At 66.1% G+C, this 23,832-nt stretch carries 21 protein-coding genes; 13 read left to right on the forward strand and 8 right to left on the reverse strand.

What is annotated here, in order from left to right:
- Positions 1-32 precede the first annotated feature (32 nt).
- Together M2395_RS08075 and M2395_RS08080 are read left to right on the forward strand one after the other, a co-directional pair.
- Positions 33-716, forward strand: a complete 684-nt coding sequence (locus tag M2395_RS08075) for a response regulator transcription factor (RefSeq protein ID WP_011060869.1) — start codon at positions 33-35, stop codon at positions 714-716.
- Positions 694-2,088, forward strand: a complete 1,395-nt coding sequence (locus tag M2395_RS08080; RefSeq protein ID WP_011060868.1) for a HAMP domain-containing sensor histidine kinase — start codon at positions 694-696, stop codon at positions 2,086-2,088. Before M2395_RS08075 ends, M2395_RS08080 begins: the two co-directional genes overlap by 23 nt.
- Positions 2,089-2,295: 207 nt before the next feature.
- On the opposite strand, the gene M2395_RS08085 is transcribed toward M2395_RS08080, so the two are convergent.
- The 4 genes from M2395_RS08085 to M2395_RS08100 all read right to left on the reverse strand — a co-directional run bounded on the left by M2395_RS08085 (position 2,296) and on the right by M2395_RS08100 (position 5,252).
- Positions 2,296-2,937: a trimeric intracellular cation channel family protein gene (locus M2395_RS08085; RefSeq protein WP_015635302.1), complete on the reverse strand. Its 642-nt coding sequence runs from the start codon at positions 2,935-2,937 to the stop codon at positions 2,296-2,298.
- Between the two features lie 177 nt (positions 2,938-3,114).
- Entirely contained in the window at positions 3,115-3,375 is a 261-nt protein-coding gene (locus tag M2395_RS08090) for a DUF1652 domain-containing protein (RefSeq protein ID WP_015635301.1), read from the reverse strand.
- Between the two features lies 1 nt (position 3,376).
- Positions 3,377-3,628 (reverse strand): CsbD family protein, encoded by a 252-nt coding sequence (locus M2395_RS08095; protein ID WP_011060865.1) that lies wholly within the window; start codon positions 3,626-3,628, stop codon positions 3,377-3,379.
- 136 nt (positions 3,629-3,764) lie between these two features.
- Positions 3,765-5,252 carry a PAS domain S-box protein gene (locus M2395_RS08100; RefSeq protein WP_041117729.1) on the reverse strand — a complete coding sequence of 496 codons (1,488 nt, stop codon included), beginning with the start codon at positions 5,250-5,252 and terminating at the stop codon, positions 3,765-3,767.
- Positions 5,253-5,457: 205 nt separating this feature from the next.
- On the opposite strand from M2395_RS08100, the gene M2395_RS08105 reads away from it, so the two are divergent.
- From M2395_RS08105 to M2395_RS08120, 4 genes are all read left to right on the forward strand, one after another.
- Positions 5,458-5,997, forward strand: a complete 540-nt coding sequence (locus tag M2395_RS08105) for a GNAT family N-acetyltransferase (protein WP_077933952.1) — start codon at positions 5,458-5,460, stop codon at positions 5,995-5,997.
- A gap of 219 nt (positions 5,998-6,216) precedes the next feature.
- A complete protein-coding gene (locus tag M2395_RS08110) occupies positions 6,217-7,770 on the forward strand; it encodes a DUF1302 domain-containing protein (RefSeq protein ID WP_077933951.1) in 1,554 nt (517 codons plus the stop codon).
- A 29-nt stretch (positions 7,771-7,799) separates the two neighbouring features.
- Positions 7,800-9,182, forward strand: a complete 1,383-nt coding sequence (locus M2395_RS08115; protein ID WP_077933950.1) for a DUF1329 domain-containing protein — start codon at positions 7,800-7,802, stop codon at positions 9,180-9,182.
- Positions 9,183-9,202: 20 nt separating this feature from the next.
- Positions 9,203-10,105 carry a tyrosine-protein phosphatase gene (locus M2395_RS08120; RefSeq protein WP_053157922.1) on the forward strand — a complete coding sequence of 301 codons (903 nt, stop codon included), beginning with the start codon at positions 9,203-9,205 and terminating at the stop codon, positions 10,103-10,105.
- 13 nt (positions 10,106-10,118) lie between these two features.
- On the opposite strand, the gene M2395_RS08125 is transcribed toward M2395_RS08120, so the two are convergent.
- Positions 10,119-11,432 carry a sigma-54-dependent Fis family transcriptional regulator gene (locus M2395_RS08125; protein ID WP_077933948.1) on the reverse strand — a complete coding sequence of 438 codons (1,314 nt, stop codon included), beginning with the start codon at positions 11,430-11,432 and terminating at the stop codon, positions 10,119-10,121.
- Positions 11,433-11,683: 251 nt separating this feature from the next.
- On the opposite strand from M2395_RS08125, the gene M2395_RS08130 reads away from it, so the two are divergent.
- From M2395_RS08130 to M2395_RS08145, 4 genes are all read left to right on the forward strand, one after another.
- Complete coding sequence (locus M2395_RS08130) at positions 11,684-12,568, forward strand: MBL fold metallo-hydrolase (protein ID WP_011060861.1); 885 nt, start codon at positions 11,684-11,686, stop codon at positions 12,566-12,568.
- Between the two features lie 30 nt (positions 12,569-12,598).
- Entirely contained in the window at positions 12,599-13,876 is a 1,278-nt protein-coding gene (locus M2395_RS08135; protein ID WP_053151011.1) for an FAD/NAD(P)-binding oxidoreductase, read from the forward strand.
- Positions 13,873-14,700, forward strand: a complete 828-nt coding sequence (locus M2395_RS08140) for a sulfite exporter TauE/SafE family protein (protein ID WP_053150999.1) — start codon at positions 13,873-13,875, stop codon at positions 14,698-14,700. Before M2395_RS08135 ends, M2395_RS08140 begins: the two co-directional genes overlap by 4 nt.
- A 204-nt stretch (positions 14,701-14,904) precedes the next feature.
- Positions 14,905-15,276, forward strand: coding sequence for a YkvA family protein (locus M2395_RS08145; RefSeq protein WP_233447080.1), 372 nt, complete (start codon positions 14,905-14,907; stop codon positions 15,274-15,276).
- A gap of 75 nt (positions 15,277-15,351) precedes the next feature.
- Here the strand turns inward: M2395_RS08145 and M2395_RS08150 are convergent, their stop codons facing one another.
- The 3 genes from M2395_RS08150 to M2395_RS08160 form a co-directional block, all read right to left on the reverse strand.
- Positions 15,352-16,368 carry a YhcG family protein gene (locus tag M2395_RS08150; protein WP_123430937.1) on the reverse strand — a complete coding sequence of 339 codons (1,017 nt, stop codon included), beginning with the start codon at positions 16,366-16,368 and terminating at the stop codon, positions 15,352-15,354.
- Between the two features lie 123 nt (positions 16,369-16,491).
- Entirely contained in the window at positions 16,492-16,902 is a 411-nt protein-coding gene (locus tag M2395_RS08155) for a hypothetical protein (protein ID WP_123430938.1), read from the reverse strand.
- Between the two features lie 33 nt (positions 16,903-16,935).
- Complete coding sequence (locus M2395_RS08160) at positions 16,936-17,340, reverse strand: hypothetical protein (protein WP_053157911.1); 405 nt, start codon at positions 17,338-17,340, stop codon at positions 16,936-16,938.
- A 229-nt stretch (positions 17,341-17,569) separates the two neighbouring features.
- Between M2395_RS08160 and M2395_RS08165 the strand changes: the two genes are divergently transcribed.
- From M2395_RS08165 to M2395_RS08175, 3 genes are read left to right on the forward strand one after another with little or no spacing between them, the layout of a single operon-like run.
- Positions 17,570-20,791, forward strand: a complete 3,222-nt coding sequence (locus M2395_RS08165; RefSeq protein WP_123430939.1) for an efflux RND transporter permease subunit — start codon at positions 17,570-17,572, stop codon at positions 20,789-20,791.
- On the forward strand, positions 20,781-21,947 hold the full coding sequence (locus M2395_RS08170; protein ID WP_123430940.1) for an efflux RND transporter periplasmic adaptor subunit: 1,167 nt from the start codon (positions 20,781-20,783) through the stop codon (positions 21,945-21,947). The genes M2395_RS08165 and M2395_RS08170 overlap by 11 nt, the downstream gene beginning before the upstream one ends.
- Entirely contained in the window at positions 21,931-23,343 is a 1,413-nt protein-coding gene (locus M2395_RS08175) for an efflux transporter outer membrane subunit (protein WP_123430941.1), read from the forward strand. Before M2395_RS08170 ends, M2395_RS08175 begins: the two co-directional genes overlap by 17 nt.
- Positions 23,344-23,832: the final 489 nt, after the last annotated feature.

Below are 23,832 nucleotides of genomic sequence, written 5' to 3' on the forward strand. Positions count from 1 at the left end.
TTGTGTCACGAACCGCCAAACAGGTAACGCCTATGACCCGCATTCTGACCATCGAAGACGACGCCGTGACCGCCCGGGAAATCGTCGCCGAACTGAGCAGCCACGGCCTCGACGTGGATTGGGTGGACAATGGCCGCGAGGGCCTGGTGCGCGCCGTGAGCGGCGACTACGACCTGATCACCCTGGACCGCATGTTGCCGGAACTGGACGGCCTGGCCATCGTCACCACCCTGCGCACCATCGGTGTGTCGACACCGATCCTGATGATCAGCGCCCTCTCCGACGTCGATGAACGGGTGCGCGGCCTGCGGGCCGGGGGCGACGACTACCTGACCAAGCCCTTCGCCTCCGACGAGATGGCGGCCCGGGTCGAAGTGCTGCTGCGGCGCAAGAACACGGTCAAGGATTTCGACACCAGCCTGCGGGTGGCGGACCTGGAACTGAACCTGATCAGCCGCGAGGCAACCCGCGCCGACCAGTTGCTGAGCCTGTTGCCCACCGAATACAAGCTGCTGGAATTCCTCATGCGCAACACCGGCCAGATCCTCTCGCGGATGATGATCTTCGAGGAGGTCTGGGGCTATCACTTCGACCCCGGTACCAACCTGATCGACGTGCACATCGGCCGCCTGCGCAAGAAGATCGACCCGCCCGGCATGACCCCGTTGATCCGCACCGTGCGAGGCTCGGGTTATGTCATTGCTGAACCCCTCTAAAGGCTGGCGTTCCTCCAGCAGCCGCCTGCTGGCGCTCTACAGCACGCTGTTCGTGGCCTGGAGCTGCATCCTCATGGGGGTGCTGTACTACGAGGTCTCCACCTACCTGGACAGCCTGGCCAAGCACTCGCTGATGCAGCGCCAGCACCTGTTCGCGCGCTTCGAGGGCGACCAGCTGGTGGAAGCCCTGACCACCAGCATGACTTTCGACATGCGCGCCATCGACGCCTACGGCCTGTTCGATGAGCAGCGCCGGCCCCTGAGCGGGCCGATCCGGCAGATACCCGACGACCTGCCCCTGGACGGCAAGATCCACGAACTGAAGAACTGCATCGACTCCGACGACCCGAGCCTGCCCCGCGACAGCTGCGACGCCGTGGCCACCCACACCCGGGATGGCCGCTGGCTGGTGCTGGTGCGCGACAACGGCTCGCTGTTCGCGGTGACCCGGATCATTCTCCACGCCCTGCTCTGGGGCATTTCCCTGACCATCATTCCCGGCGCCGCCGGCTGGCACCTGCTGCGCCGCCGGCCGTTGCGGCGCATCCGCCAGATCCAGGCCAGCGCCGAAGCCATAGTCGCCGGCGACCTGACCCGGCGCCTGCCACTGTCGGACCGGCGCGACGAGCTGGACATGCTGGCGGCCATCGTCAACGCCATGCTCGAACGCATCGAACGGCTGATGCATGAGGTCAAGGGCGTGTGCGACAACATCGCCCACGACCTGCGCACCCCGCTGACCCGCCTGCGGGCCCAGCTCTATCGCCTGCAGCAACAGGCCGAGGAAGGCTCGCCCCAGGCCCTGCAGATGGACCAGTTGCTGGCCGAGGCCGACACCCTGATGGCGCGCTTTCGCGGGTTGCTGCGGATTTCCGAACTGGAGGACCAGCAGCGGCGCTCGGGCTTCCTGGTGCTCGACCCCCTGCCCCTGCTGCACGAGCTCTATGACTTCTACCTGCCCCTGGCCGAGGAAGGCCAGTTGACCCTGGTGCTGGATGTACCGGCGAGCCTGCCCAGCCTCACCGGTGACCGCGCCCTGTTGTTCGAGGCCCTGGCCAACCTGCTGAGCAACTCCATCAAGTTCACCCCACCGGGGGGCGAAGTGATCCTGCGGGGGATCGACGACGACGGCAGCCCGCGCCTGGAAGTGCTCGACTCAGGCCCCGGAATACCCGCAGCGGAACGGGCGGCGGTGTTCCGGCGCTTTTACCGGGTGGATGAAAACAATGCCCAGGGCGGGTTTGGCCTTGGCCTGTCGATCGTCGCGGCGATTGTCAGCCTGCACGGTTTCAAGCTTGAGGTGGGCAGCAGCGAACGCGGCGGCGCGCGCCTGAGCCTGGACTGCCGGCCGAGCCTGATTGCCGACAATTGATTCCGGCCTCCACACCCCTGTGATCCGGTGCCTGTGACCCTGTGATCCTGTAGCCGCTGCTGAGCCTGCGAAGCTGCGAAAGGCCGGGCCGCGTTCGGTACGCAGGGCCTTGCTTGACGATCTTGCGCCAAACCTTCCGCGCTCTCACGCTCCCGGTGTCTTCTGCGTCGCAATGCCGCCCAAGCCGTTCACAGCCTGCATCAGCGGCTACAAGGCCTTGGGCAGTTGCCAGCCGTAGCGCACCGAGAGCATGCGCAGGGCGAAACAGACGGTACCCGCCAGCCAGGCCGACCATAAAGGCGGCACGCCCAGGCGCCGGGCGATGACCAGGCTGGCCGCGCCGACAAAGGCCGAGCTGGCATACAGGTCGACCTGCAGCACCAGGGGAATGCGGGCCAGGACAATGTCGCGAATCACCCCGCCCCCCACCCCGGTCACCGTGCCCATGAGCATCGAGACAAAGGGCGAGATGCCGAAGTTCTGCGCCTTCTGCGTGCCCGCCACGGCAAACAGCCCCAGCCCCGCGGCGTCCAGCAGAATCAGCAGCGGCCCGGACCACCCCAGCACCCAGTCCCGTGCCACGAAGGCCAGCCCGCCCATCAGCAGCGCCAGCGCCGGGTACCGCCAGTCGGCCACGGCCTTGGGCGGCGTGGCGCCAATCAGCAGGTCACGGGTCACCCCTCCGCCAAGGGCGACGATAAAGGCGATCACCATCACCCCCAGCAGGTCCAGTTGGGCGCGCATGGCGCTGATCGCACCCTCCACGGCAAACACCGCAGTGCCCGCCAGATCCGCCACCAGCACGATGTTTTCCAGGCGCCGGGGCAAGCCCTGGGCCCGGGCGTTCATGGGCCCATCCAGAAAAGCGAGGTGATCAGGAAAATACGGCGCGGCAACAGGGTTGAAGGCATGCCCGGGCACCTGCAAAAGGCTGGAGATGACGGCCGGGAACCCGACCGTCGACCCTTTGCTTATAGTTCAGGCCGTGGGCTGTCGCCATCGACCGGCCCCGGTGCAAGGCCGGGATCAGGGCGCCAGATCGAGCTGGCCCAGGGAGTTGCTGCCCAGCTCATAGAGCAGTTCGTCGATGATCTTCTGCACATCGGCCTCGCTCTGCAGCGCCCGGGCGCTGAGCCCGGTCACCACCAGGTCGACCCGGCCGCTGGCCGGCTCGAACACCCGCAGGGTCAGGGTGCCGTCACCGGCGTTGCTGAAGCTGCAGGCCAGGGGCGCCAGGCGCTGCTCGATACAAGCGCGCAACTGCGCCAGGGTGATGGCCGCCGGCATTTCAGCGGCGCCGCAGCAGCAGGCCCGCCAACAGGCCGACGCCGGCCAGCAGGGCCACGCTCAACAGCGGTTTGTCCCGTACCCAGCGAGCGCCCTGGTCCAGGGCCTGGCCGTACTTTTCCTGCAATTGCCCGGCGGCTTCCCGGGCCATGCCGCGGGCTTGCAGTTGCTCATCATCCAGCCACTCACCCACCACGGCCTCGGCCTTGCCGGCCACCTTGCCCACTGTGCCCTTGATCTGTTCGCTAGCCATGCTGGCGCTCCTTCTACTGCGGTTCATGAATGGCAGAGGCCCGATACAGAGCCCTGCGCAGAATCACAGGATAGAAAGGCCCGCCCCTGGGCAAAAGGCGCATTTGCACTGGTTGCACTGGTGCATTTGCACCGGGTCAGCCGGCACTGCCGGCAAACAGCCCGCGCTCCCGGGCCCAGACAATGGCCTCGCCACGGCTGTGCACATCGAGCTTGGAGTACAGGGTGGCCACGTGATTGCGCACGGTGTTGGGGGCCAACTGCAGTTGCGCGGCAATTTCCTTGTCCGCCAGCCCCTGGTAGATCAGCCCCAGGACCTCGCGCTCGCGGGTGGTGAGCTCGGCAGAGGTTACCGCCGGGGCTTGCGCGCTGCGGGTGTTGCGCACATTGGCGAGTTTTTCGATCAGGGTCTGGCTGAACCAGGAGGCATCACGCATCACCTCCTCGATGGCGCCCACCAGCTCCAGCTCCGAGCGCTTGCGCTCGCTGATGTCCATCAGCACCAGCAGGTAGCAGGGGCTGTCCTGGATCAGCACGGTATCGGCGTAGGCCACGCAGTCCACCTGCTCGGCGCCCTTCTTGCGCACCTTGAGGTCCAGGCCCATGACGTTGCCGCTTTTCTCCAAGCGGCCGAACAACTGCTCGGCGGCCTGGGGCTCGGCGATAAAACCGATGTCCTGCACGGTCTTGCCCAGCAGCTCTTCGCTGCTGTAGCCGCAGGTGTCGAGAAAGGCTTCGTTGACATCGACGATCTGCTGCTCGGCGCTGCACACCAGGGTCGGCACCGGGGTCAGGCGGAACGACTTGGCGAAACGCTCCTCGCTCTGGCGCAGGGCGATCTCGGCCTTGCGCCGCGGCTCCAGGTCCATGAAGGAAAACAGCATGCAGTCCTCGTCGTTGATGTCCAGCGGCTGGCCGGCGACGATCACCAGCTTGCTGCCGCCCTCGGGCAGGCGCAGCTCGGCCTGCATCTGCGGGATGGTCGCGCCCTGCCCCAGGCGTTCGACGGCCAGTTCCTTGTGCTCGGCGTCTTCCAGCACGTCCAGCTCGTACACCGAACGGCCGATCACCTGGTCCCGGGCATAGCCGGTCATCTCCAGGAAGCCCTGGTTGACCTTGATGTAGCGCAAATCCCCCAGGCGGCAGATCACCGCCGGCGCCGGGTTGGCGTTGAAGGTCTTCTCGAAGCGCTGCTCGGCGCTGGCCCAGTCGGTGGCGTCACTGAGGATCAGCACCAGGGACTCCGGCGCGCCATTGCGGTCCTCGAGGATCATGCTGCGCACCCGGTGCACCCAGTGCCGGGGTTCGCCATCGATCTCGGCCTGGACCTCCACCACCACGTCGCTGAAGGTCTCTCCGGCAGCCACCCGGTTGATGGGGTAGCTGTCCAGGCCCAGTGGATGGTTGTTGCGGTAGCGCAAGGCATAGCGCCGGGCGTATTCGCGCAGATTGCCGCCCAACTGCTCGACCGTGCTGACGCCGTGCATGGCCAGGGCCGCTTCATTGGCCCAGAGCAGGGTACGGGGCTTGTCGGTCTCGATCAGGATCACCCCGTCGGACAGGCCGGAGATGATCTGCTGCAATTGGCGGCGGTTGGTTTCGGTGGCAAGTACGGCCTGGCTCATGGCATCTCCGGAAGAACCCGACGCTGCGCCAAACATCCCGCACGCCGGAAAAAAGGGGGCTGCAACTACGACCACGGCGCGCCGCCATCGTGCCCCGGCCCGAGCGCTGGAGCCCCTTTGGGCAACGGAGTAAGCTGCCCCGTCCGGATTGCGGGCCAGCCGCCAGCCCGGCGACACCGGCCAGCCGCCCCTCGAGGAATGACGCATGATCACCATCCGTGAAGCCGACAGCCGCGATATCGACACCCTCCAGGCCATTGGCTGCGCCACCTACCGCGAGCACTTCGCCGCGATCTGGAGCACCGAAGGCATGCAGCAGTTCCTGGCCCAGGACTTCGCCCCCGCCCCCCTGGAACAGTCCCTGGCCGACAAGCACCTGCACCTGTGGCTGCTGGCCCTGGATCCGCAGCAGCAGCCCATCGGTTTTGCCAAGCTCAACTGGAACCGGCCACTGCCCGATGGAGCCCGGCGCGGGGCCGAACTGCAGAAGATCTACCTGCTCAAGTCCGAGGCCGGCAAGGGCTATGGCCGCCGGTTGCTGGAGCATGTGCTGCAACGGGCCAGCGCTGCCGGTGAGCCCTGCCTGTGGCTGGACGTGCTCAAGAGCAATAGCGGCGCCCGGCGCTTCTATGAAAGCGCCGGCCTGCGGCAGGTCGACGAGGTGCCGTTCAGCACCGACCTGGAACAGATCGGCATGTGGGTGATGGCCTGCGACCTTCCGCGCACCGGCGAACGCACGGCCTGAGGCTCAAGATCCCGTCCGGGGGCAGCGCCTGCTCCGTCCCCTCCTCCCTCCAGAACCCCGCACGTTCAGCCCTTCCGGCGGCCTGAACGTGCGGCGCCCGCAACAAAGCGACTAGTCCGAATAGACGATGTCCAGCCCCCGCTGCATTTCCGATAGTCCCTTCCCCCCCTCCACAACCCTACGGTACCTCGACGCAAAAACAGACATTCAGAGGCAGCAATGAAAAAAACAACAACGCCTTACGCTTTCTCCACCTTGCTCGCAGTTCCCGGTTCCTTGCTCCTGTTCAGTTCCCCGCTGGCCGCCCTGGTCTTCGAAATCGGCGACGACCTCAAAGTGCAGAACAGCAACGTCGTCTCCTATGGCCTGGCCTGGCGCACGGCAAAGCCGGCCCATGCCCTTGGCGGGCGCAACAATGCCAACGGCAACGACGGCAACAACGCTTTCGACCGGGGCAGCCTAATCACCCATCGCCTGGGCCTGGTCAGCGACGCCGACTTCAACTTTCGCCGTGACTTCGGCCTGTTCGTGCGCGCCAGCGCCTACTACGACAATGTCTACCATCGCCGCAATGACAACCACACCGGCACCTCGAACTGCTATGCCGCCGGGCAATGCTCGCGCCCCGACCAGTTTTCCAGGCCCACCCGCGACGCTCACGGCGGTGCCGTGGAAATGCTCGACAACTACCTGTATGGCAGTTGGCAGGTCGCTGACAGGCCCTTCAACCTGCGCCTCGGGCGCCAGGTGGTCTACTGGGGCGAGAGCGTCTACAACGGCAACGGCATTGCCTCGACCATGAGCCCGTTTGATGCCAGCAAATCCAACGTGCCCGGGGTCGAGATCAAGGAGCGTACCCTGCCGACCGGCCAGCTGTTCGCCTCCTACAGCCTCACCGACGCGCTCGACCTGCAGTTCTACTACCAGTACGAGTGGAAGAAGAGCCGACTCAACGCGGTCGGCAGCTACTTTTCCACCACCGACCTCCTCGACAGGGGCGGCTACAGCAACTCCACCGGTCAACTGGTCCGCTTGAAAGATGACGAACCCCGCGACAGCGGGCAGTTCGGCCTGGCCCTGCGCTATGTCGCCCAGAGCCTGAACAACACCGAGTTCGGCCTCTACCGCCTGCGCTATCACAGCAAGACACCGGTGGTGGACAACCTAAGCCGCCGCGGCAGCTACCAGGCGCGCTACTTCGAAGGCATCGAACTGTATGGCGCAAGCTTCGCCACGGTCGTGGTCGACACCAACATCAACGGCGAGATCAGCATCCAGGATCGCCTGCCCCTGGCGATCGACCTCGGCGGCGCCCGCCACACTGCCCGCGGCAGGACCGGCCAGGTACTGCTGTCGATGACCCACGGCTTCGGCCAGACGCCCTTTTCCGACAATTTCACCCTCAATGGCGAGGTCGGCTACAACCGCGTCTTGAGCAACGACAGTGCCTACCTGCCCCAGCGCAACCCCAGTGACAAGCTCTGGAACGACCGTTCTGCCTGGGGTTACACCATGCGCGCCAGTTCGCGCTACATCGAGATCATGCCCGGCTGGGACCTGACCATTCCGCTGTCCTTCAACCAGGGGGTGAACGGCAACTCCTCTCTGGGCAGCTACAACCAGGGCAGGAATCGGCTGTCCCTGGGCGGCACCCTGGAGTACCTCGGGAACCTCTCCCTGGAGGCCGTCTACAACGCCTACCTGGGCAGCCCCCGGTACAACAACCAGAGCGATCGCGACCACATCGCCCTGAACGCCAAGTACAGCTTCTGACCCTCGCCCAGACAACCGGAGAACATTCCATGTCCTGCCAAACGCAATTCCCTGCCTTTGTGCTCGCCGGCCTGCTTGGCCTGTGCCCCCTGGCCCAGGCCGCGCTCAGCGAGGCCGAGCTGGCTCGCCTCGATCAAGATCTCACGCCCGTCGGTGCGGAGCGTGCCGGTAACGCCGACGGCAGCATTCCTGGCTGGTCCGGCCAGTGGCGCGGCACTCCGCCCCATGTGCAGTTCGCCGGCAGCGGCTCGCTGTACCCCGATCCGTACGCCAAAGAGCGCCCGTTGTTCAGGATTACCGCGCAGAACCTGGAGCAGTACCAGAACCGCCTCAGTGACGGCCAGATCGCCCTGTTCAAGCGCTATCCACGCAGCTACTGGATGGACATCTATCCCAGTCATCGCGACATGCGCCCGAGTGCGAAAATCGAAGAGCAAATTCGCGAAAACGGGCGCACCGCTCGACTCACCGAGGATGGCAACGGCGTCACCGGGGCCTGGGGGGCGTCGCCGTTCCCGATCCCGAAAAACGGCAACGAACTGATCTGGAACCACGCCCTACAAGGGCGGGGGCCCGGCGAGGAAGGCGTCTACAGCCTGGTCGTCACCCTGGCCAACGGCAAGCAGGCACGTCAGGTCCAGCATCACCAGACGCTCAATATCTGGACCAACCCGGACAGCCCCCGGCAAGACGACCGCGACGCCATCAACAGCCACTTCATGTACCGGACCCTGGAACCGGCCCGGGAGCTGGGCAAGATCACCTTCGGCCACGGCTTCGTCGATCCGGTGGCCAACGCCCAGCAGAGCTGGCAATACGACCCGGGCAGCCGACGGGTGCGGCGCGCGCCCAACGTCGGCTACGACAACCCTTCCAGTGGCGCCAGCGGCGGCCTGCGGGTCAACGATGACAGCCGCATGTTCAATGGCGGCACCGACCGCTACCAGTGGACGATCATCGGCAAGCGCGAGCTGTTCATCCCCTATCACAACTATGCAATCAGCGACCCCGCGACCACCCTGGCCAAGCTCACCGAAACCATTGGCCACCCCAACCCCGAAGCACTGCGCTACGAATTGCACCGGGTATGGGTACTGGAGGCCAGCCTCAAGCCCGGCAACCGTCATGTGTATGCCAAACGCCGCTTCTACATCGACGAAGACACCTGGGGCGCGGTCATGGCCGACAGCTATGACGCCCGCAACCTCCTCTGGCGCACCAACCTGCAGACCACCTTCTACGCCTATGACACCCAGAGCTATCAGGCGGGCCCATCGGTGTATCACGACCTGATGTCCGGGGCCTATCTGGTGGATCGCCTGACCAATGAGCACGGCCCGATCCGCCTGACGGACCTGGCCCACGATGCCAGCGATTTCACCCCCGCCGCCGTGCGCAAGCGCGCCAAATGAAGACTCACGGAGAGCACAACATGACCCGATTCGACCTGGCCCTCGGGGCCGCCCTGCTGTGCACCATCGCCACAGCCAATGCGGCCCCTGCCGAGCAGCCAGCGCCCCCGCAAGAACTGCCCGCCAGCGAACGCCAGGCGCTGCGCGCCCTGGACCTGGCAAGCGCACCCAACCTGCGCGACCTGGGTGGCTACCGCACGGCCGACGGACGTAGCGTGAAGTGGGGCCTGCTGTATCGCGGTGGAGCCCTGGACACACTCAGTGCCGAAGATCAACGCAGGCTGCAACGTCTGCAACTGCAGCGTGTGGTGGACCTGCGCAGCCGCGAGGAAATCGCCGACGCCCCCGACCGCCTGCCGCCGGCGCTGATGGAGCGGCGGATCGAGATGCCGATCAGTGCCGGCAACATCGACATCCGCGAGCTGACTCGGCGCATCAACAGTGGCGACACCGCCGAGCTGCACCTGGACGATGTGCTGGTTCGGGCCAACATCCAATTCGTCCGCGAGCAGAGCCCGCTCTTCCGAGCCTGGCTGCATGGCCTGCTCGATGACCAGGGCACCCCGGTTCTCTACCACTGCACCGCGGGCAAGGATCGCACCGGCTTCGCTTCGGCCATGGTGTTGCTGGCCTTGGGGGTGCCGGAAGCTACGGTGATGGAGGACTATCTGGCGTCCAACCGCTTCCTCGGGGAAAAAAACCGCCGGATCGCCGAACAAGTCCGGCTCGCGTCAAAAGGCCGTACCGATCCTGCCCTGCTACAGCCCTTGCTAGGCGTCGAGGCGCGCTACCTGCAAGCGGCGTTCATGGCCATGCGCGAAGACTACGGCTCGGTGGAGAACTACCTGCGCGAGGGGCTGGGGGTCGATGCCGCGTTTCGCTCGCGGCTGCAAAGCAAGTTCCTCGAAACCGCCGCCCCCTGATCAGTTGCGGCACTCAGAGACCCAGGGCCTTGAGCCGCCGGTACAGGGTCCGCTCGCTCAGGCCCAGGGCCCTGGCCAGCTCACTGCGCGAACCCTCGAACACCTCCAGGGCATGGGCCAGTTGCTCCAGGTCCTTGTTGCCGCGGCGGCGGCCCGGCGGCGCTGCTGCCGGCGTGCTGCGCAGCTCCGGCGGCAGGTCCGCCAGGCGGATCACCCCGTCGTCGCTGAACAGCCGCGCCCGCTCGAGGATGTTGCGCAGCTCGCGGATATTGCCCGGGTAGGTGTACAGGCTCAGTTGGGCCAGGGCCTGGGGATCGACCCGCGGCACTACCCCGGGGTCAAGCCGGCGCAGCAGGCTGTCGATCAGCAGTGGCAGGTCGTCGCTGCGTTCGCGCAAAGCAGGCAGGCGGATCGGGAAGGCGCTGATGCGGTAGTACAGGTCCTGGCGGAAGGTGCCGGCGGCGACCATTTCCTTGAGCGGCTTGTGGGTCGCCGCCACCAGGCGGAAATCCGAGTGCACGGTGCGCAGGCTGCCCACCGGGCGAAAGCTGCCGGACTCGATCAGGCGCAGCAGTTTGACCTGCATGGCCAGGGGCACTTCGCCGATCTCGTCGAGAAACAGGGTGCCGCCATGGGCGGCTTCGGCCAGGCCGATCTTGCGCTGCAGGGCACCGGTGAAGGCGCCCTTTTCATAACCGAACAATTCGCTTTCCAGCAGGCTTTCGGTAAGCCCGGTGCAGTCCACCACCACCAGCGGCCCGCTGGCCCGGGGGCTGCCGTCGTGCAGGGCACGGGCGAACAGCTCCTTGCCGGTGCCGGATTCACCCTGGAGCAATACCGGGATCGGCGCCGGCGCCGCCCGCTGCAAGGCGCCCAAGGCTTCGTTGAAGGCCGGCGAGCGCCCCACCAGGCCCTTCTGCTGGGGTTGTACCGAGGCCACGGCCACCGAACTCAGGCGCTCGACATAGGCCACCACCGTGCCGTCTTGGCCAATGATCGGCCGCAGCTCCACGTCCACATGCTCCGGCCCCCGGGGCGTGTGGTGGATGTGCAGCATGCGTTCCGGTACGCGGCTGTCATGGGCCTTGCGCATCGGGCAATGCTCGCCGGCCTGGTCGCAGGGCACGGCGAACTGGTGGGACACCCGGTAGCACTTGGCGCCCACGTGGGGCTTGCCGGCCACGCCGAACTGACGCTGGTAGGCGGTGTTGGCGGCGATGATGTTGTAGTCGGTGTCCAGCACTATGGTGGGCTGCGGGTCGTGTTCGAGGTAGGACACCAGGGCGGACATCGGTGGCGGGACTAGGTCGGTGGCAATCAGGGACATGGGCAACTCCGGGGCAGAGGCGGCAGCTTAAAGCATGGGCGCCATCACTGCCATTTTCTGCCAGCAACTGCCAAATGACTGCCAAGCCCGGATGACAGTCCTGGCGACAACACATCACCAAGGGGTTGAAAAAGCGTCTAAACCAATGAACAGGCGCCAAACGACGCCGTTTCGGGTTGGCACGCTTATTGACACTTCAAGAAACGAGCGTCAGCGCAGACTGCCCTCACCTTCATTGCCTGGAGTGCCCCATGATCATCAGCGACACGCTGCGTGTAGAAGCCTTTTTCGACAGCCATACCTGGACCATCAGCTACCTGGTGATGGACCTGGCCAGCCGCCACTGCGCATTGATCGACAGCGTGCTGGACTACGACCCGAAATCCGGCCGCACCCACACCGAGTCCGCCGACCGCCTGATCGCCCGGGTGAAAGAGCTGGACGCCCGGGTCGACTGGATCCTGGAAACCCATGTGCATGCCGACCACCTGTCGGCCGCCGCCTACCTCAAGGCGCAGCTCGGGGCCCAGGTGGCCATCGGCAACCAGATCACCCGGGTGCAGAAGACCTTCGGCGCGCTGTTCAACGAAGCCCCGGCCTTTGCCCGGGACGGCAGCCAGTTCGACGTGCTGCTCGAAGACGGCGCCGAATTCGCCATCGGCGGCCTCACCGCGCGGGCCATGCACACCCCGGGGCATACCCCGGCCTGCATGACCTACCTGGTACAGGTCGGCGACGAAACCCTGGCCTTTGTCGGCGACACCCTGTTCATGCCCGACTACGGCACCGCCCGCTGCGACTTCCCCGGGGCCGACGCGCGGACCCTGTACCGCTCGATCGGCAAGATCCTCGCCCTGCCCCCCAGCACCCGGCTGTTCATGTGCCACGACTACCTGCCCAACGGCCGCGAGCTGCAGTACATGACCACCGTCGCCGAGCAGCGCGCCAACAACATCCACATTCACCAGGGGGTCGACGAAGACAGCTTCGTGGCCATGCGCGAAGCCCGCGACGCGACCCTGGACATGCCGGTGCTGATCCTGCCTTCGGTGCAGGTCAACATGCGCAGCGGGCACTTCCCCGAGCCCGAGGACAACGGCGTGAGCTACCTGAAGATTCCCCTGAACACCCTATAACTATTACCTACTCCACACGGAGACCTTGCCATGCGCCCCTTCAACCCGGCCCTGCCCACTGTCGACGGCAGCCACCAGGTGCTGATCGTCGGTGGCGGTGCCGCCGGCATCGCCGTTGCTGCCAGCCTCTTGACCCGCGATCCACACCTGGACGTGGCACTCATCGACCCTGCCCGGCACCACTATTACCAACCCGGCTGGACCCTGGTGGGCGCCGGAGTATTCAGCGCCCAGTCCACCGAGCGCGCCATGGCCGAGCTGATGCCCCAGGGGGTCAAGTGGATCCAGGACGCGGTCAGCCGCTTCGACCCGGAACACAACGCCCTCGTACTGGAGGACGGCCGGGTGCTGGCCTATGACCAACTGATCGTCTGCCCCGGGCTCAAGCTCGACTGGGCCGCCATCGACGGCCTGCCCCAGGCCCTGGGCAACCACGGCGTGACCTCCAACTACCGCTACGACCTGGCGCCCTACACCTGGCAACTGGTGCAGCAACTGCAGCAGGGCGAGGCGCTGTTCAGCCAGCCGCCGATGCCGATCAAGTGCGCCGGAGCGCCACAAAAGGCCATGTACCTGTCCTGCGACCACTGGCTGCGCCACGGCCGCCTGGGGCAGATCAAGCCGCGCTTCCTGAATGCCGGCGGTGTGCTGTTCGGCGTCGCCGACTACGTGCCGGCGCTGATGGAATACGTGAAGAAATACGCCATCGAACTGGATTTCGGCCATAACCTGGTGGCGGTGAACGGCCCGGCCAAACGCGCGACCTTTGTCCGCACCCTGGCCGATGGCCGCCAGGAAACATTGGAACGGGCCTTCGATATGCTGCACGTGGTGCCTCCCCAGTGCGCCCCGGACTTCATCCGCCAGAGCCCCCTGGCGGACGCCGCCGGCTGGATCGACGTCGACCCGGGCAGCCTGCGCCACAAGCGCTACGTGAACATCCACGGCCTGGGGGACGCCACCAATACCAGCAATGCCAAGACCGCCGCCGCGGCGCGCAAACAGGCACCGGTGGTGGCCAACAATGTGCTGGTGGCCCTCAAGCGCCTGACCCGCCTGGCCGAATACGACGGCTACGGTTCCTGCCCGCTGACCGTGGAACGGGGCAAGATCGTCCTCGCCGAATTCACCTATGGCGGCAAGCTGGCACCGAGTTTCCCGCGCTGGCTGCTGGACGGGCGCCAGCCAACCCGTCGCGCCTGGTGGCTGAAGGAACGGATCCTGCCACCGCTGTACTGGCGCGGCATGCTCAAGGGCCACGAATGGCTGGCCCATCCGACCCTGGCCACGGACGCCCCGAAAGCATGAGCGAACACAGTCTTCTGGGCGCCGGGCTGGGGGCGATCATTGGTGCGATCCTGGCCCTGACCGGGGCCGGTGGCGGCATCCTCGCCGTGCCGCTCCTGGTCTTCGGCCTGGGCCTGAGCATGGTCGAGGCCGCGCCCATCGGCCTGCTGGCGGTGGGCCTGGCAGCCAGCGTCGGCGCGGTGCTGGGCTTGCGCCAGGGCATCGTGCGCTACCGCGCGGCGGGGTTCGTGGCCGGCATCGGCATCCTCATGGCGCCGCTGGGCCTGTGGCTGGCCCACCGCCTGCCCAACCTGCCGCTGGCGCTGCTGTTCTCCCTGGTGCTGCTGTACGCCTGCGGGCGCATCCTGCGCAAGGCCAGCCTGGAACTGAAACAGGGCAAGCCGGCGCCGCGCCCGGCCTTCATGCCCTGCGTGCTCAACCCGGCCCAGGGCCGCCTGCGCTGGACCCTGCCCTGCGCCCGGGCGCTGACCTTCACCGGGATGCTCTCGGGGCTGCTTTCCGGGCTGCTGGGGGTGGGTGGCGGCTTCGTCATCATCCCGGCCCTGAGCCGCTACACCAACCTGGACAGCAAGAGCATCGTCGCCACCTCACTGGCGGTGATCGCCCTGGTCTCCCTGGGCAGCGTGGTCACCGCCAGCCTCAGCGGGATCATGCACTGGGCGGTGGGCGCGCCCTTTGCCCTGGGGGCGGTCCTGGGGCTGGTGCTGGGACGCCAGGTAGCCAGCCACCTGGCCGGCCCGCGGTTGCAACAGCTGTTCGCCATCACCGGGATCCTCGCTGCCCTGCTGCTGGCCGGCGGCGCCCTGGGGCTGATTGCCCCTTGACCCCTTCGCCAGCCGGCTCCTGCAGCACCGTGTACGCCCCCCCGTAGGAGCTGGCTTGCCAGCGAAGGCGTACTCACAGGCGCCCCTGTCCTGACGCAAGATTCACGGCGCCTGGTCCGGCCCTTTCGCCGGCAAGCCGGCTCCTACGCTGAGAACGACCGGGGAAATATTGGCCTCTGCCGGTCCAGCGCTCGGGTGGCGACCATGACCTGGACCCATGTCCCCCAGGAGTGCGCCATGTCCACCGCCCAGTCCCTTGAACTCTGTTTCTGGCGCAAGATCGGCCGCTACGCCTCGCGCATCGGCCGGGCCTTGATCCAGAAAGCCCTATGGCTCTACTACGCCGCGCAACGGCCGCAAACCCCGATCTGGGCCAAGACCACCATTTACGCCGCCCTGGGTTACTTCATACTGCCAGTGGACATCATCCCGGACCTGATCCCCGGGGCCGGGTACGTGGATGACCTTGGACTGCTGACCAGTTCAGTGCTGGCCGTGGCTGCGCATATCAACGCCGAGGTCAAGGAGCAAGCCAGCGCACGCCTGGCCGACTGGTTCGGCAGCGAGTCGGAATGAGCCAGAGGTCGGCGCCAGGCTGGGCATTCGACTCACCAAGGCAGTGCAGCGCCCCCGACACCATGGCCACCCGACTCACCGCGCCTGGGTGTCCAGGGCATAGAACTCCTGCAACTTGGCCTGCAGCAGTTGCTTGTCCGGCAGTTGGGTCCGGTACTCGGCGATCAGCGCCGGTGACAGGGAACGGTTGAGGGCATATTCCACCACCTCGTCCTCCTTGCTGGCACAGAGCAACACGCCCAGGGCAGGGTTCTCGTGGGGCTTGCGCACCTGGCGATCCAGGGCCTCCAGGTAGAAGTCCAGCTTGCCCAGGTACTCCGGCTCGAAGCGCCCGACCTTGAGTTCAACGGCCACCAGGCAATTCAACCCGCGATGGAACAGCAGCAGGTCCAGGGCGAAATCGCGCCCGCCGACCTGCAGCGGATAGCCTGAAGCGACAAAGCAGAAGTCGCGCCCCATCTCGATCAGGAAATCCTTGAGTTGGCGCACCAGCCCCTGGTGCAGGTCGGCTTCATCATGCCCCTGGGCCAGGCCGAGAAACTCCACCATGTAGGCATCCTTGAAGACCTTCAGGGCCTCGGGACGGGCCTGCTTCAAGGTTGCCGAGGCATTGGCCGGGCGGGTCAGCGTGCGTTCGAACAGCGCGGATTTGATCTGCCGTTCCAACTCTCGGGTTGACCACTGCTCCTGAATGGCCATGCGCAGATAAAACTCGCGCTCTTGCGCGCACTTGCCTTGCGCAAGAATGATCAGGTTCTGGGTCCAGGGTAATTGTGTCAGCACTGCTGACACTTTCTCTTCCCCTCGATAGACCTCATAGAATTGCCGCATGCGGAACAGGTTACGTCGGGTAAAACCCCGCAGGCCCGGCTGCTGCCGCGCCAGGTAATCAGCCAATTGCCGGACCACGCCATCACCCCACTCCGCCGCCTCGATCTTGCGGCTGATATAGGCACCGACCTGCCAATACAGCTCCACCAGTTCAGTATTCACCGCGCGCACTGCCCGCTGCCGCGCGGCGGTGATCATTTGCGCCACTTCGCCAAATGCCACTTCGGTGGAAGAGATCGCCGCTTCAGCCTCTTGCTTCATGACGCACGCCCGCTTGCTGGGAGACAGGCCCCTATCATCCCGTGGCTCGCCATGAGCCTGAAGTCAGGCCCGTCTCTTTGTGGTGAGCGAAATGTCCTTGTTTGAGCGCGGTAAACAACCCCGTCAGCCGGGCATGCAATTGAAGTCGTGGGTACTGGCTACCTGCTTGCCCTTGGCGTCATACAGGCGCGCCGACACCTCGTTCCCCAGGCTCGACTCCACCAGTGTGTAATGCTCCCCGGCCTTGAAGCCGCCGTAGCTGATGTGGCCGTCGCAGTCTTGCTGGTTGGAGTCGCCGACGTTCTCTTCAAACAGGGTCACGTCCAGGCGGTGAGCACCGGGCTTGACCTGGAAATAGCGACCATCGTCGGTCTTCTGCCCGTCCACCCGTTCGGCCATCAGGTCGTTGGGCGCCTCTTCCTGCAGGCCGATCCAGGCCTCGCTGGGATCAGGCCGGGGCACGGGCCCGGCGCAAGCGCCGAGCAGGCACGCGAGGCCCAGGACGGGTATCAGCAGCAGCGGTTTGAGTGTCATGAAAATCTACCTTGGCAATGGAAAAAAGAAGCCCTACAGGCAACTGAACGGCCGGCTCTGGGCCACCTGCCGGCCCTGGGCGTCCAGCAGCTCGGCGCTGACGTCCTGGCCCTGGCTGGACTCCACCAGTCGGTAATGGCCCCCCGCCTGGAACCCGGCATAGTCCAGGCGCCCCAGGCAGTCGGGTTGCGCCGAGTTGCCGTTGGCCCCTTGCAGCAAAGCCATCTGCAAGCGGTGCTGGCCGGGGCTGACCTGGAAGTAGCGGCCATCGTTCAGGCGCTTGCCATCGACGCTGTCGGCCAGCAAGTCGTTCGGCGACTCCGGAGCAAGATCGATCCAGGCCTGCTGCGGATCGGCCTTGGGCAGCGGCCCGGCACAGGCCGAAAGCAGGCACACCAGGCCCAGGCCCGGCAGCAGCAACAAGGGTTTGAGGGACATGGACGAAACCTCGCAAATGACAGTAATGAGTGCGGCGCAAGCCCGGAAAAATCCCCTGCGCCGATGGCCACCAAGCTTGTCGAGGCCCCGGTGCGAGAACAAATGAATCCACATGAAAGGAAATACAGGCCTTACCTAAAACTTCCTTCACCTGGCTGAAAGCCGCGTGTTAGGTGGGTCGCTGCAGGCTGCCGAGGTTTGCAACCCCACTCCCTCGGAGGTTTTCGGCATGCTCGGGCTGGTCAAGACCGCACTGCTCAAGCCCTACACGTTCATCGTGCTGGCGATATTCATCTGCATCATCGGGCCCCTGGCGGCCCTGCGTACCCCCACCGACGTGTTCCCGGATATCGGCATCCCGGTGGTGGCGGTGGTCTGGCAGTACAACGGCCTGTCGCCGGACGCCATGGCCGGGCGGGTGATCTACACCTACGAGCGCTCCCTGAGCACCACGGTCAACGACATCGAGCACATCGAGTCGCAGTCGCTGCCGGGCATGGGCATCGTCAAGATCTTCTTCCAGCCCGGGGTCGATATCCGCACGGCCAACGCCCAGGTGACCGCGGTGTCACAAACCGTGCTCAAGCAGATGCCGCCGGGCATCACCCCGCCGCTGATCCTCAACTACAGCGCCTCGACGGTGCCGATCCTGCAGATGGCGTTTTCCAGCCCGACCCTGTCGGAGGCGAAGATCCGCGACCTGGTGCAGAACAACATCCGCCTGCCCCTGAGCTCCCTGCCCGGCCTGGCCATGCCCACCCCCATGGGCGGCAAGCAGCGCCAGATCACCCTCGACCTGGACCCGCAAGCCCTGGCCGCCAAGGGCCTGTCGGCCCAGGACGTGGGCAATGCCCTGGCGGCGCAGAACCAGATCATCCCGGTGGGCACCGCCAAGCTGGGCAGCGATGAATACACGGTGCTGCTGAACAACAGCCCGACCGCCATCGAGGAGCTCAACGACCTGCCGATCAAGACCGTGGACGGCGCGCTGATCACCATCGGCCAGGTGGCCCACGTGCGCGACGGCTCGCCGCCGCAGACCAACATCGTGCGGGTCGACGGACGCCGCGCGGTGCTGATGCCGGCCCTGAAGAACGGCAATATCTCCACCCTGTCGATCGTCGACGGCATCCGCCAGATGCTGCCGCGCATCAATGAGACCCTGCCGCCAGCGCTGAAGACCTCACTGCTGGGGGACGCCTCGGTGTTCGTCAAGCAGTCGGTGGGCAGCGTGGCCCAGGAAGGCATCATCGCCGCCCTGCTGACCAGCGCGATGATCCTGCTGTTCCTCGGCAGCTGGCGCTCCACACTGATCATCGCCGCCTCGATTCCCCTGGCGGTGCTCTCGGCCATTGCCCTGCTGGCGCTCAGCGGCCAGACCCTCAACGTCATGACCCTGGGCGGCCTGGCCCTGGCGGTGGGGATCCTGGTGGACGACGCCACCGTGACCATCGAGAACATCAACTGGCACCTGGAACAGGGCAAGGCGGTGAAGGTGGCGATCCTTGACGGCGCCAAGCAGATCGTCGGCCCGGCCTTCGTCTCGCTGCTGTGCATCTGCATCGTCTTCGTGCCGATGTTCCTGTTGCAGGGCATCGCCGGCTACCTGTTCCGGCCCATGGCCCTGGCGGTGATCTTCGCCATGGCCAGCTCGTTCATCCTCTCGCGGACCCTGGTGCCCACACTGGCCATGTACCTGCTCAAGCCCCATACGCCGGAAGCAGGTCCGGGGCATCACCCGGAAGATGCCTTCATCAACCATCACGAAGGCGAACAGCATGCCAAGCCGCGCAATGCCCTGGTGCGCGGGCTATTGGCCTTTCAACAGGGTTTCGAGGCGCGTTTCTCCAGCGTGCGCGACACCTACCACGGCCTGCTGCACCTGGCCCTGGGCCGGCGCAAGACCTTCATCCTCGGCTTTCTTGCCTGCGTGCTGGCCTCCTTCGCCCTGCTGCCGAGCCTGGGCCAGGACTTCTTCCCCGCCACCGACGCCGGGGCCCTGGCCCTGCACGTGCGGCTGCCCCTGGGCACGCGGATCGAGGAAAGCGCGGCGGCCTTCGACCGCATCGAAGCGCGGATTCGCGAAGTGATTCCGGCCGAGCAACTGGACAGCATCATCGACAACATCGGCATCCCCTTGAGCGGCATCGACATGGCCTACAGCAACAGCGGCACCATCGGCCCCCAGGACGGTGATATCCAGGTCACCCTCAAACCCGGCCACGCCCCCAGCGCCGACTATGTAAAACAGCTGCGTGAAACCTTGCCGGAAAGCTTCCCCGGCAGCCAGTTCGCCTTCCTGCCGGCAGACATCAGCAGCCAGATCCTCAACTTCGGCGCCCCGGCCCCCCTGGACGTGAAAATCTCAGGGCCCGACGCCGCGGCCAACCGCGCCTACGCCCTGGAACTGCAACGGCGCCTGCAACATGTGCCGGGCATTGCCGACCTGCGGATCCAGCAGTCCACCGGCTACCCGTCCTTGCAGGTCAAGGTCGATCGCCTGCGGGCCAATGGCCTGGGCATCACCGAGCGCGACGTGACCAACAGCATGGTGGCGTCGCTGGCCGGCAGCTCCCAGGTGGCGCCGACCTTCTGGCTCAACCCGAAGAACGGCGTGTCCTATTCCATCGTCGCCGCCACCCCGCAATACCGCCTGGACAGCCTGCCGGCCCTGGAGGCGCTGCCGGTCACCGGCAGCAACGGCCAGTCGCAGATCCTCGGCGGCCTGGCGGACATCTCCCGGGTCGAGAGCCCGGCGGTGGTCAGCCACTACAACATCCAGCCCACACTGGACCTGTACGCCAACGTGCAGGGCCGCGACCTGGGCGCCGTGGCCCACGACATGCAAAAGGTTCTGGACGACGCTGCGGCCCTGCGACCCAAGGGCGCCACGGTCAGCCTGCACGGGCAGATCGACGCCCTGCACGAAGCCTTCAGCGGCCTGAGCCTGGGCCTGCTGGGAGCGGTGGTGCTGATCTACCTGCTGATCGTGGTCAACTTCCAGTCCTGGGTCGATCCGTTCGTGATCATCACCGCGCTGCCGGCAGCCCTGGCCGGGATCGTGTGGATGCTGTTCTTGAGTGGCACCTCGCTGTCGGTGCCGGCGCTGACCGGGGCCATCCTGTGCATGGGGGTGGCCACCGCCAACTCGATCCTGGTGGTGAGTTTTTGCCGCGAGCGCCTGGCGGAACACGGCGATGCCCTCAAGGCCGCGCTGGAAGCCGGCTACACGCGCTTTCGCCCGGTGTGCATGACCGCCCTGGCGATGATCATCGGCATGCTGCCCCTGGCCCTGTCCGAGGAACAGAACGCCCCACTGGGCCGCGCGGTAATCGGCGGGCTGATCCTCGCCACCGTGGCCACCCTGATCTTTGTCCCCGTGGTCTTCAGCCTGGTCCACGGCCGCCGTCCCCAATCCGCTGTTGCTGGAGAAAACACCCATGTCGCCTGATCACACCCCTTCGCGCAAACGCCTGATGCTGCTGGGCATCGGCGGCCTGAGCCTGGCTGCCCTGCTGGTGGCCAGCGGCCTGGCCGCGCGCACCCGGCATGAACGGGCCGTCGTTGCCTGGACCGAATCCGCCGCCGTGCCGCAAGTGCTGGTGTTCCAGCCGCAGCACAACGTGCTGGGCGACACCCTGCGCCTGCCGGCGCACCTGGAAGCCTGGAGCAAGGCGCCGATCCATGCCCGGGTCAGCGGCTACCTCAAGGACTGGACCCAGGACATAGGCACCCACGTGGCCGCCGGGCAGGTACTGGCCCATATCGACAGCCCCGACCTGGACCAGCAAGTGGCCCAGGCCCGGGCGCGGATGACCCAGCAGCAAGCCAATGCCCGGCTGGCCCAGACCACCGCCGAGCGCTGGCAGAACCTCTTGGCCAGCCACTCGGTATCGCGCCAGGAAGCCGATGAAAAGACCTCCAACGCAGCCGCCGCCAAAGCCAATGCCGAGGCGGCCGCCGCCGACTATGCGCGGCTCTCGGCGCTGGAGGACTACAAGACCATTCGTGCGCCGTTCGCCGGCACCATCACCACCCGCCACACCGATATCGGCCAGTTGATCAAGGCCGACAACGACAGCGACCCGGAGCTGTTCGACCTGGCGGACACCCACAAACTGCGGCTCTACGTGCCGATTCCGCAGAACTACGCCAGCGTGATCCACCCTGGTCTGCAAGCGCAGCTGACCGTGCCCGAGCACCCTGGCCAGCACTTCAGCGCGCAACTGCTGGGCGACTCCACCGCCATCGACCCACGCTCCGGCACCCTGCTGGCACAGTTCGTCGCCGCCAACCCGGACGGCGCGCTGATGCCCGGCGACTATGCCGAAGCCACACTGGCCATCCCTGCCGACACCCACGGTGTGAGCATCCCCGCCAGCGCCCTGATCTTCCGCGCCCAGGGCACCCAGGTGGCGGTGATCGACGGTTCCCGCCACGTGCACCTGCGCAGCATTCATATCGGCCTGGACCTGGGCGAGCGGCTGGTGATCGACCAGGGCCTGCAAGCGACCGACCAGGTCATCGACAACCCGCCGGACGCCCTGCGCGAAGGTGACCTGGTGCAACTGGCGGACGCGGGAGGCGAACATGCGCCCAAGGCTTAAGCCCCTCGCCGCCCTGCTGTTGCTGGCCCTGCACGGCTGCTCCCTGGCGCCCCACTACCAGGTGCCGCCTATCGACCTGCCCGCGCACTATCGCGAACAGAGCGCCGACGGCCCCTGGCACCCGGCCGCCGCGCCCCAGGTGCTCGCCGAACAATGGTGGCGGCTGTACCAGGACCCACAGTTGGATGACCTGCAACAACGCCTGCTCCGAGCCAACCCGGATCTGGCGGCGGCCCTGGCCCACTACGACGCTGCCCAGGCCTACGCCAGCCAACTGCATGCCGGGCTGTTCCCGCAGATCAGCGCCAGCGCCCAACCGCTGCGCCAGCGTCAGTCGGACAGCCGCCCGCTGCGCGGCAGCACCCAGCCTTCGGTATACAACAGCAACACCGCCGGTTTTGCCCTGGGCTTGGACCTCGACCTCTGGGGGCGGATTCGCAATCAAGCGGCTGCCGGAGATGCCCAGGCCCAAGCCTCCGGCGACGACTTGGCAGCCGCGCGCCTGAGCCTGCAAAAACAGCTGGCGAGCCTGTATGTGCAACTCAATGGCCTGGACGCCCAGAGCCGCATCCTCAGCCACTCCCTGGAGGATTACGCCCAGGCCCTGCAACTGACCCGCGACCGCTACCAGGGGCAGATCGCCTCGGAACTGGACCTGACCCGGGCCCAGAGCCAACTGGCCAGCGCCGAAGCCGAACTGGACGAAGTGCGCGCCCAACGCAACCTCACCGAACACGCCATCGGCGAACTGGTGGGCGAGCCGGCCAGCCAATTCCACCTGACGCCCTCTGCGCAACTCTTGAGCCTGCCGAGCATTCCCCGGCAACTGCCCAGCACCCTGCTGCAACGAAGGCCGGACATTGCCGCCGCCGAACGCCGTGTGTACGCCGCCAATGCCGGCATCGGCATCGCCCGCGCCGCCTGGTACCCGGATTTCAGCCTGACCGGCATGCTCGGTGGCCAGACCCAGGGCGTGGGCAATCTGTTGGCCGCGGGCAATCGTTATTGGGCCCTGGGGCCGTTGGTGAACCTGCCGATTTTTGACGGCGGGCGGCTGAGCGCCAATGAGCGCCAGGCCCACGCCGAGTTCGAAGAGGCTGCCGCCCATTACCGTGGGCAAGTGCTGCGGGCGGTGCGCGAGGTGGAGGATAACCTGGGGCAACTGCGGGATTTGCGCCAGGAAGCGCTGGACCAACAGGCGGCGGTGAATGCTGCCCAGCACACCCAGACCTTGGCGATGAACAGCTATCAGGCCGGAGCAGTGAGCTACCTGGATGTGGTGACGGCGCAGACCGCAGCCTTGCAGGCGCAACGGGGGTTGCAGGCGGTGCAGACAAGGGAGCTGCAGGCCAGTGTAGGGTTGGTGGTGGCGTTGGGTGGGGGGTGGAACGGGTGAGTTTTTGAGGAGGGTGTACATATCCGTTGCTGCGGGTGTGGCGGATATTGGTTCCGCTCTTACAGCGGCTCACTTTTGAAAAGCGCAAAAGTAAGCAAAACGCTCTGCCCCTCCACTCGGTGCCTCGCCTAGGCTCGGCATGCCCTCACTCCGGCATTGATCCGTGGGCCGCCGCCACAGGCCATCCATGGCCTGGGGCGGCTAACCCGGCATCCCTGCCGGGTTACCCACGGCTCAATGCCTGCGTTCGGCCATCGTGGTTAACGGGGCGTTCAGATCAAGATCAAAATCAAGAGCGCGACGGCGGCCTGCCGGCCGGCCTGGAGCTGGAGCTGGAGCTGGAGCGGCGTGTAGCGCCCCCCGTGTAGGAGCTGGCTTGCCAGCGAAGGCGTCCGCCCAGACGCTGCATGACTCACGGGCCTCTTCGCCGGCAAGCCGGCTCCTACGAAAAGCGCGTAAAACGCGCTTGGCTTTTGCTTTTGATCTTGA

Source organism: Pseudomonas sp. BIGb0176, assembly GCF_024810175.1.
Lineage (GTDB): Bacteria > Pseudomonadota > Gammaproteobacteria > Pseudomonadales > Pseudomonadaceae > Aquipseudomonas > Aquipseudomonas protegens.

Bases quoted from the DNA above. Each gene is read 5' to 3' on its own strand.
- M2395_RS08085 (WP_015635302.1), bottom strand. From the start codon at position 2,937: ATGAACGCCCGGGCCCAGGGCTTGCCCCGGCGCCTGGAAAACATCGTG.
- M2395_RS08145 (WP_233447080.1), top strand. From the start codon at position 14,905: ATGACCTGGACCCATGTCCCCCAGGAGTGCGCCATGTCCACCGCCCAG.
- M2395_RS08170 (WP_123430940.1), top strand. From the start codon at position 20,781: ATGTCGCCTGATCACACCCCTTCGCGCAAACGCCTGATGCTGCTGGGC.
- M2395_RS08105 (WP_077933952.1), top strand. From the start codon at position 5,458: ATGATCACCATCCGTGAAGCCGACAGCCGCGATATCGACACCCTCCAG.
- M2395_RS08090 (WP_015635301.1), bottom strand. From the start codon at position 3,375: ATGCCGGCGGCCATCACCCTGGCGCAGTTGCGCGCTTGTATCGAGCAG.
- M2395_RS08125 (WP_077933948.1), bottom strand. From the start codon at position 11,432: ATGTCCCTGATTGCCACCGACCTAGTCCCGCCACCGATGTCCGCCCTG.
- M2395_RS08150 (WP_123430937.1), bottom strand. From the start codon at position 16,368: ATGAAGCAAGAGGCTGAAGCGGCGATCTCTTCCACCGAAGTGGCATTT.
- M2395_RS08165 (WP_123430939.1), top strand. From the start codon at position 17,570: ATGCTCGGGCTGGTCAAGACCGCACTGCTCAAGCCCTACACGTTCATC.
- M2395_RS08130 (WP_011060861.1), top strand. From the start codon at position 11,684: ATGATCATCAGCGACACGCTGCGTGTAGAAGCCTTTTTCGACAGCCAT.
- M2395_RS08160 (WP_053157911.1), bottom strand. From the start codon at position 17,340: ATGTCCCTCAAACCCTTGTTGCTGCTGCCGGGCCTGGGCCTGGTGTGC.
- M2395_RS08175 (WP_123430941.1), top strand. From the start codon at position 21,931: ATGCGCCCAAGGCTTAAGCCCCTCGCCGCCCTGCTGTTGCTGGCCCTG.
- M2395_RS08100 (WP_041117729.1), bottom strand. From the start codon at position 5,252: ATGAGCCAGGCCGTACTTGCCACCGAAACCAACCGCCGCCAATTGCAG.
- M2395_RS08075 (WP_011060869.1), top strand. From the start codon at position 33: ATGACCCGCATTCTGACCATCGAAGACGACGCCGTGACCGCCCGGGAA.
- M2395_RS08095 (WP_011060865.1), bottom strand. From the start codon at position 3,628: ATGGCTAGCGAACAGATCAAGGGCACAGTGGGCAAGGTGGCCGGCAAG.
- M2395_RS08110 (WP_077933951.1), top strand. From the start codon at position 6,217: ATGAAAAAAACAACAACGCCTTACGCTTTCTCCACCTTGCTCGCAGTT.
- M2395_RS08120 (WP_053157922.1), top strand. From the start codon at position 9,203: ATGACCCGATTCGACCTGGCCCTCGGGGCCGCCCTGCTGTGCACCATC.
- M2395_RS08115 (WP_077933950.1), top strand. From the start codon at position 7,800: ATGTCCTGCCAAACGCAATTCCCTGCCTTTGTGCTCGCCGGCCTGCTT.
- M2395_RS08155 (WP_123430938.1), bottom strand. From the start codon at position 16,902: ATGACACTCAAACCGCTGCTGCTGATACCCGTCCTGGGCCTCGCGTGC.
- M2395_RS08140 (WP_053150999.1), top strand. From the start codon at position 13,873: ATGAGCGAACACAGTCTTCTGGGCGCCGGGCTGGGGGCGATCATTGGT.
- M2395_RS08135 (WP_053151011.1), top strand. From the start codon at position 12,599: ATGCGCCCCTTCAACCCGGCCCTGCCCACTGTCGACGGCAGCCACCAG.
- M2395_RS08080 (WP_011060868.1), top strand. From the start codon at position 694: ATGTCATTGCTGAACCCCTCTAAAGGCTGGCGTTCCTCCAGCAGCCGC.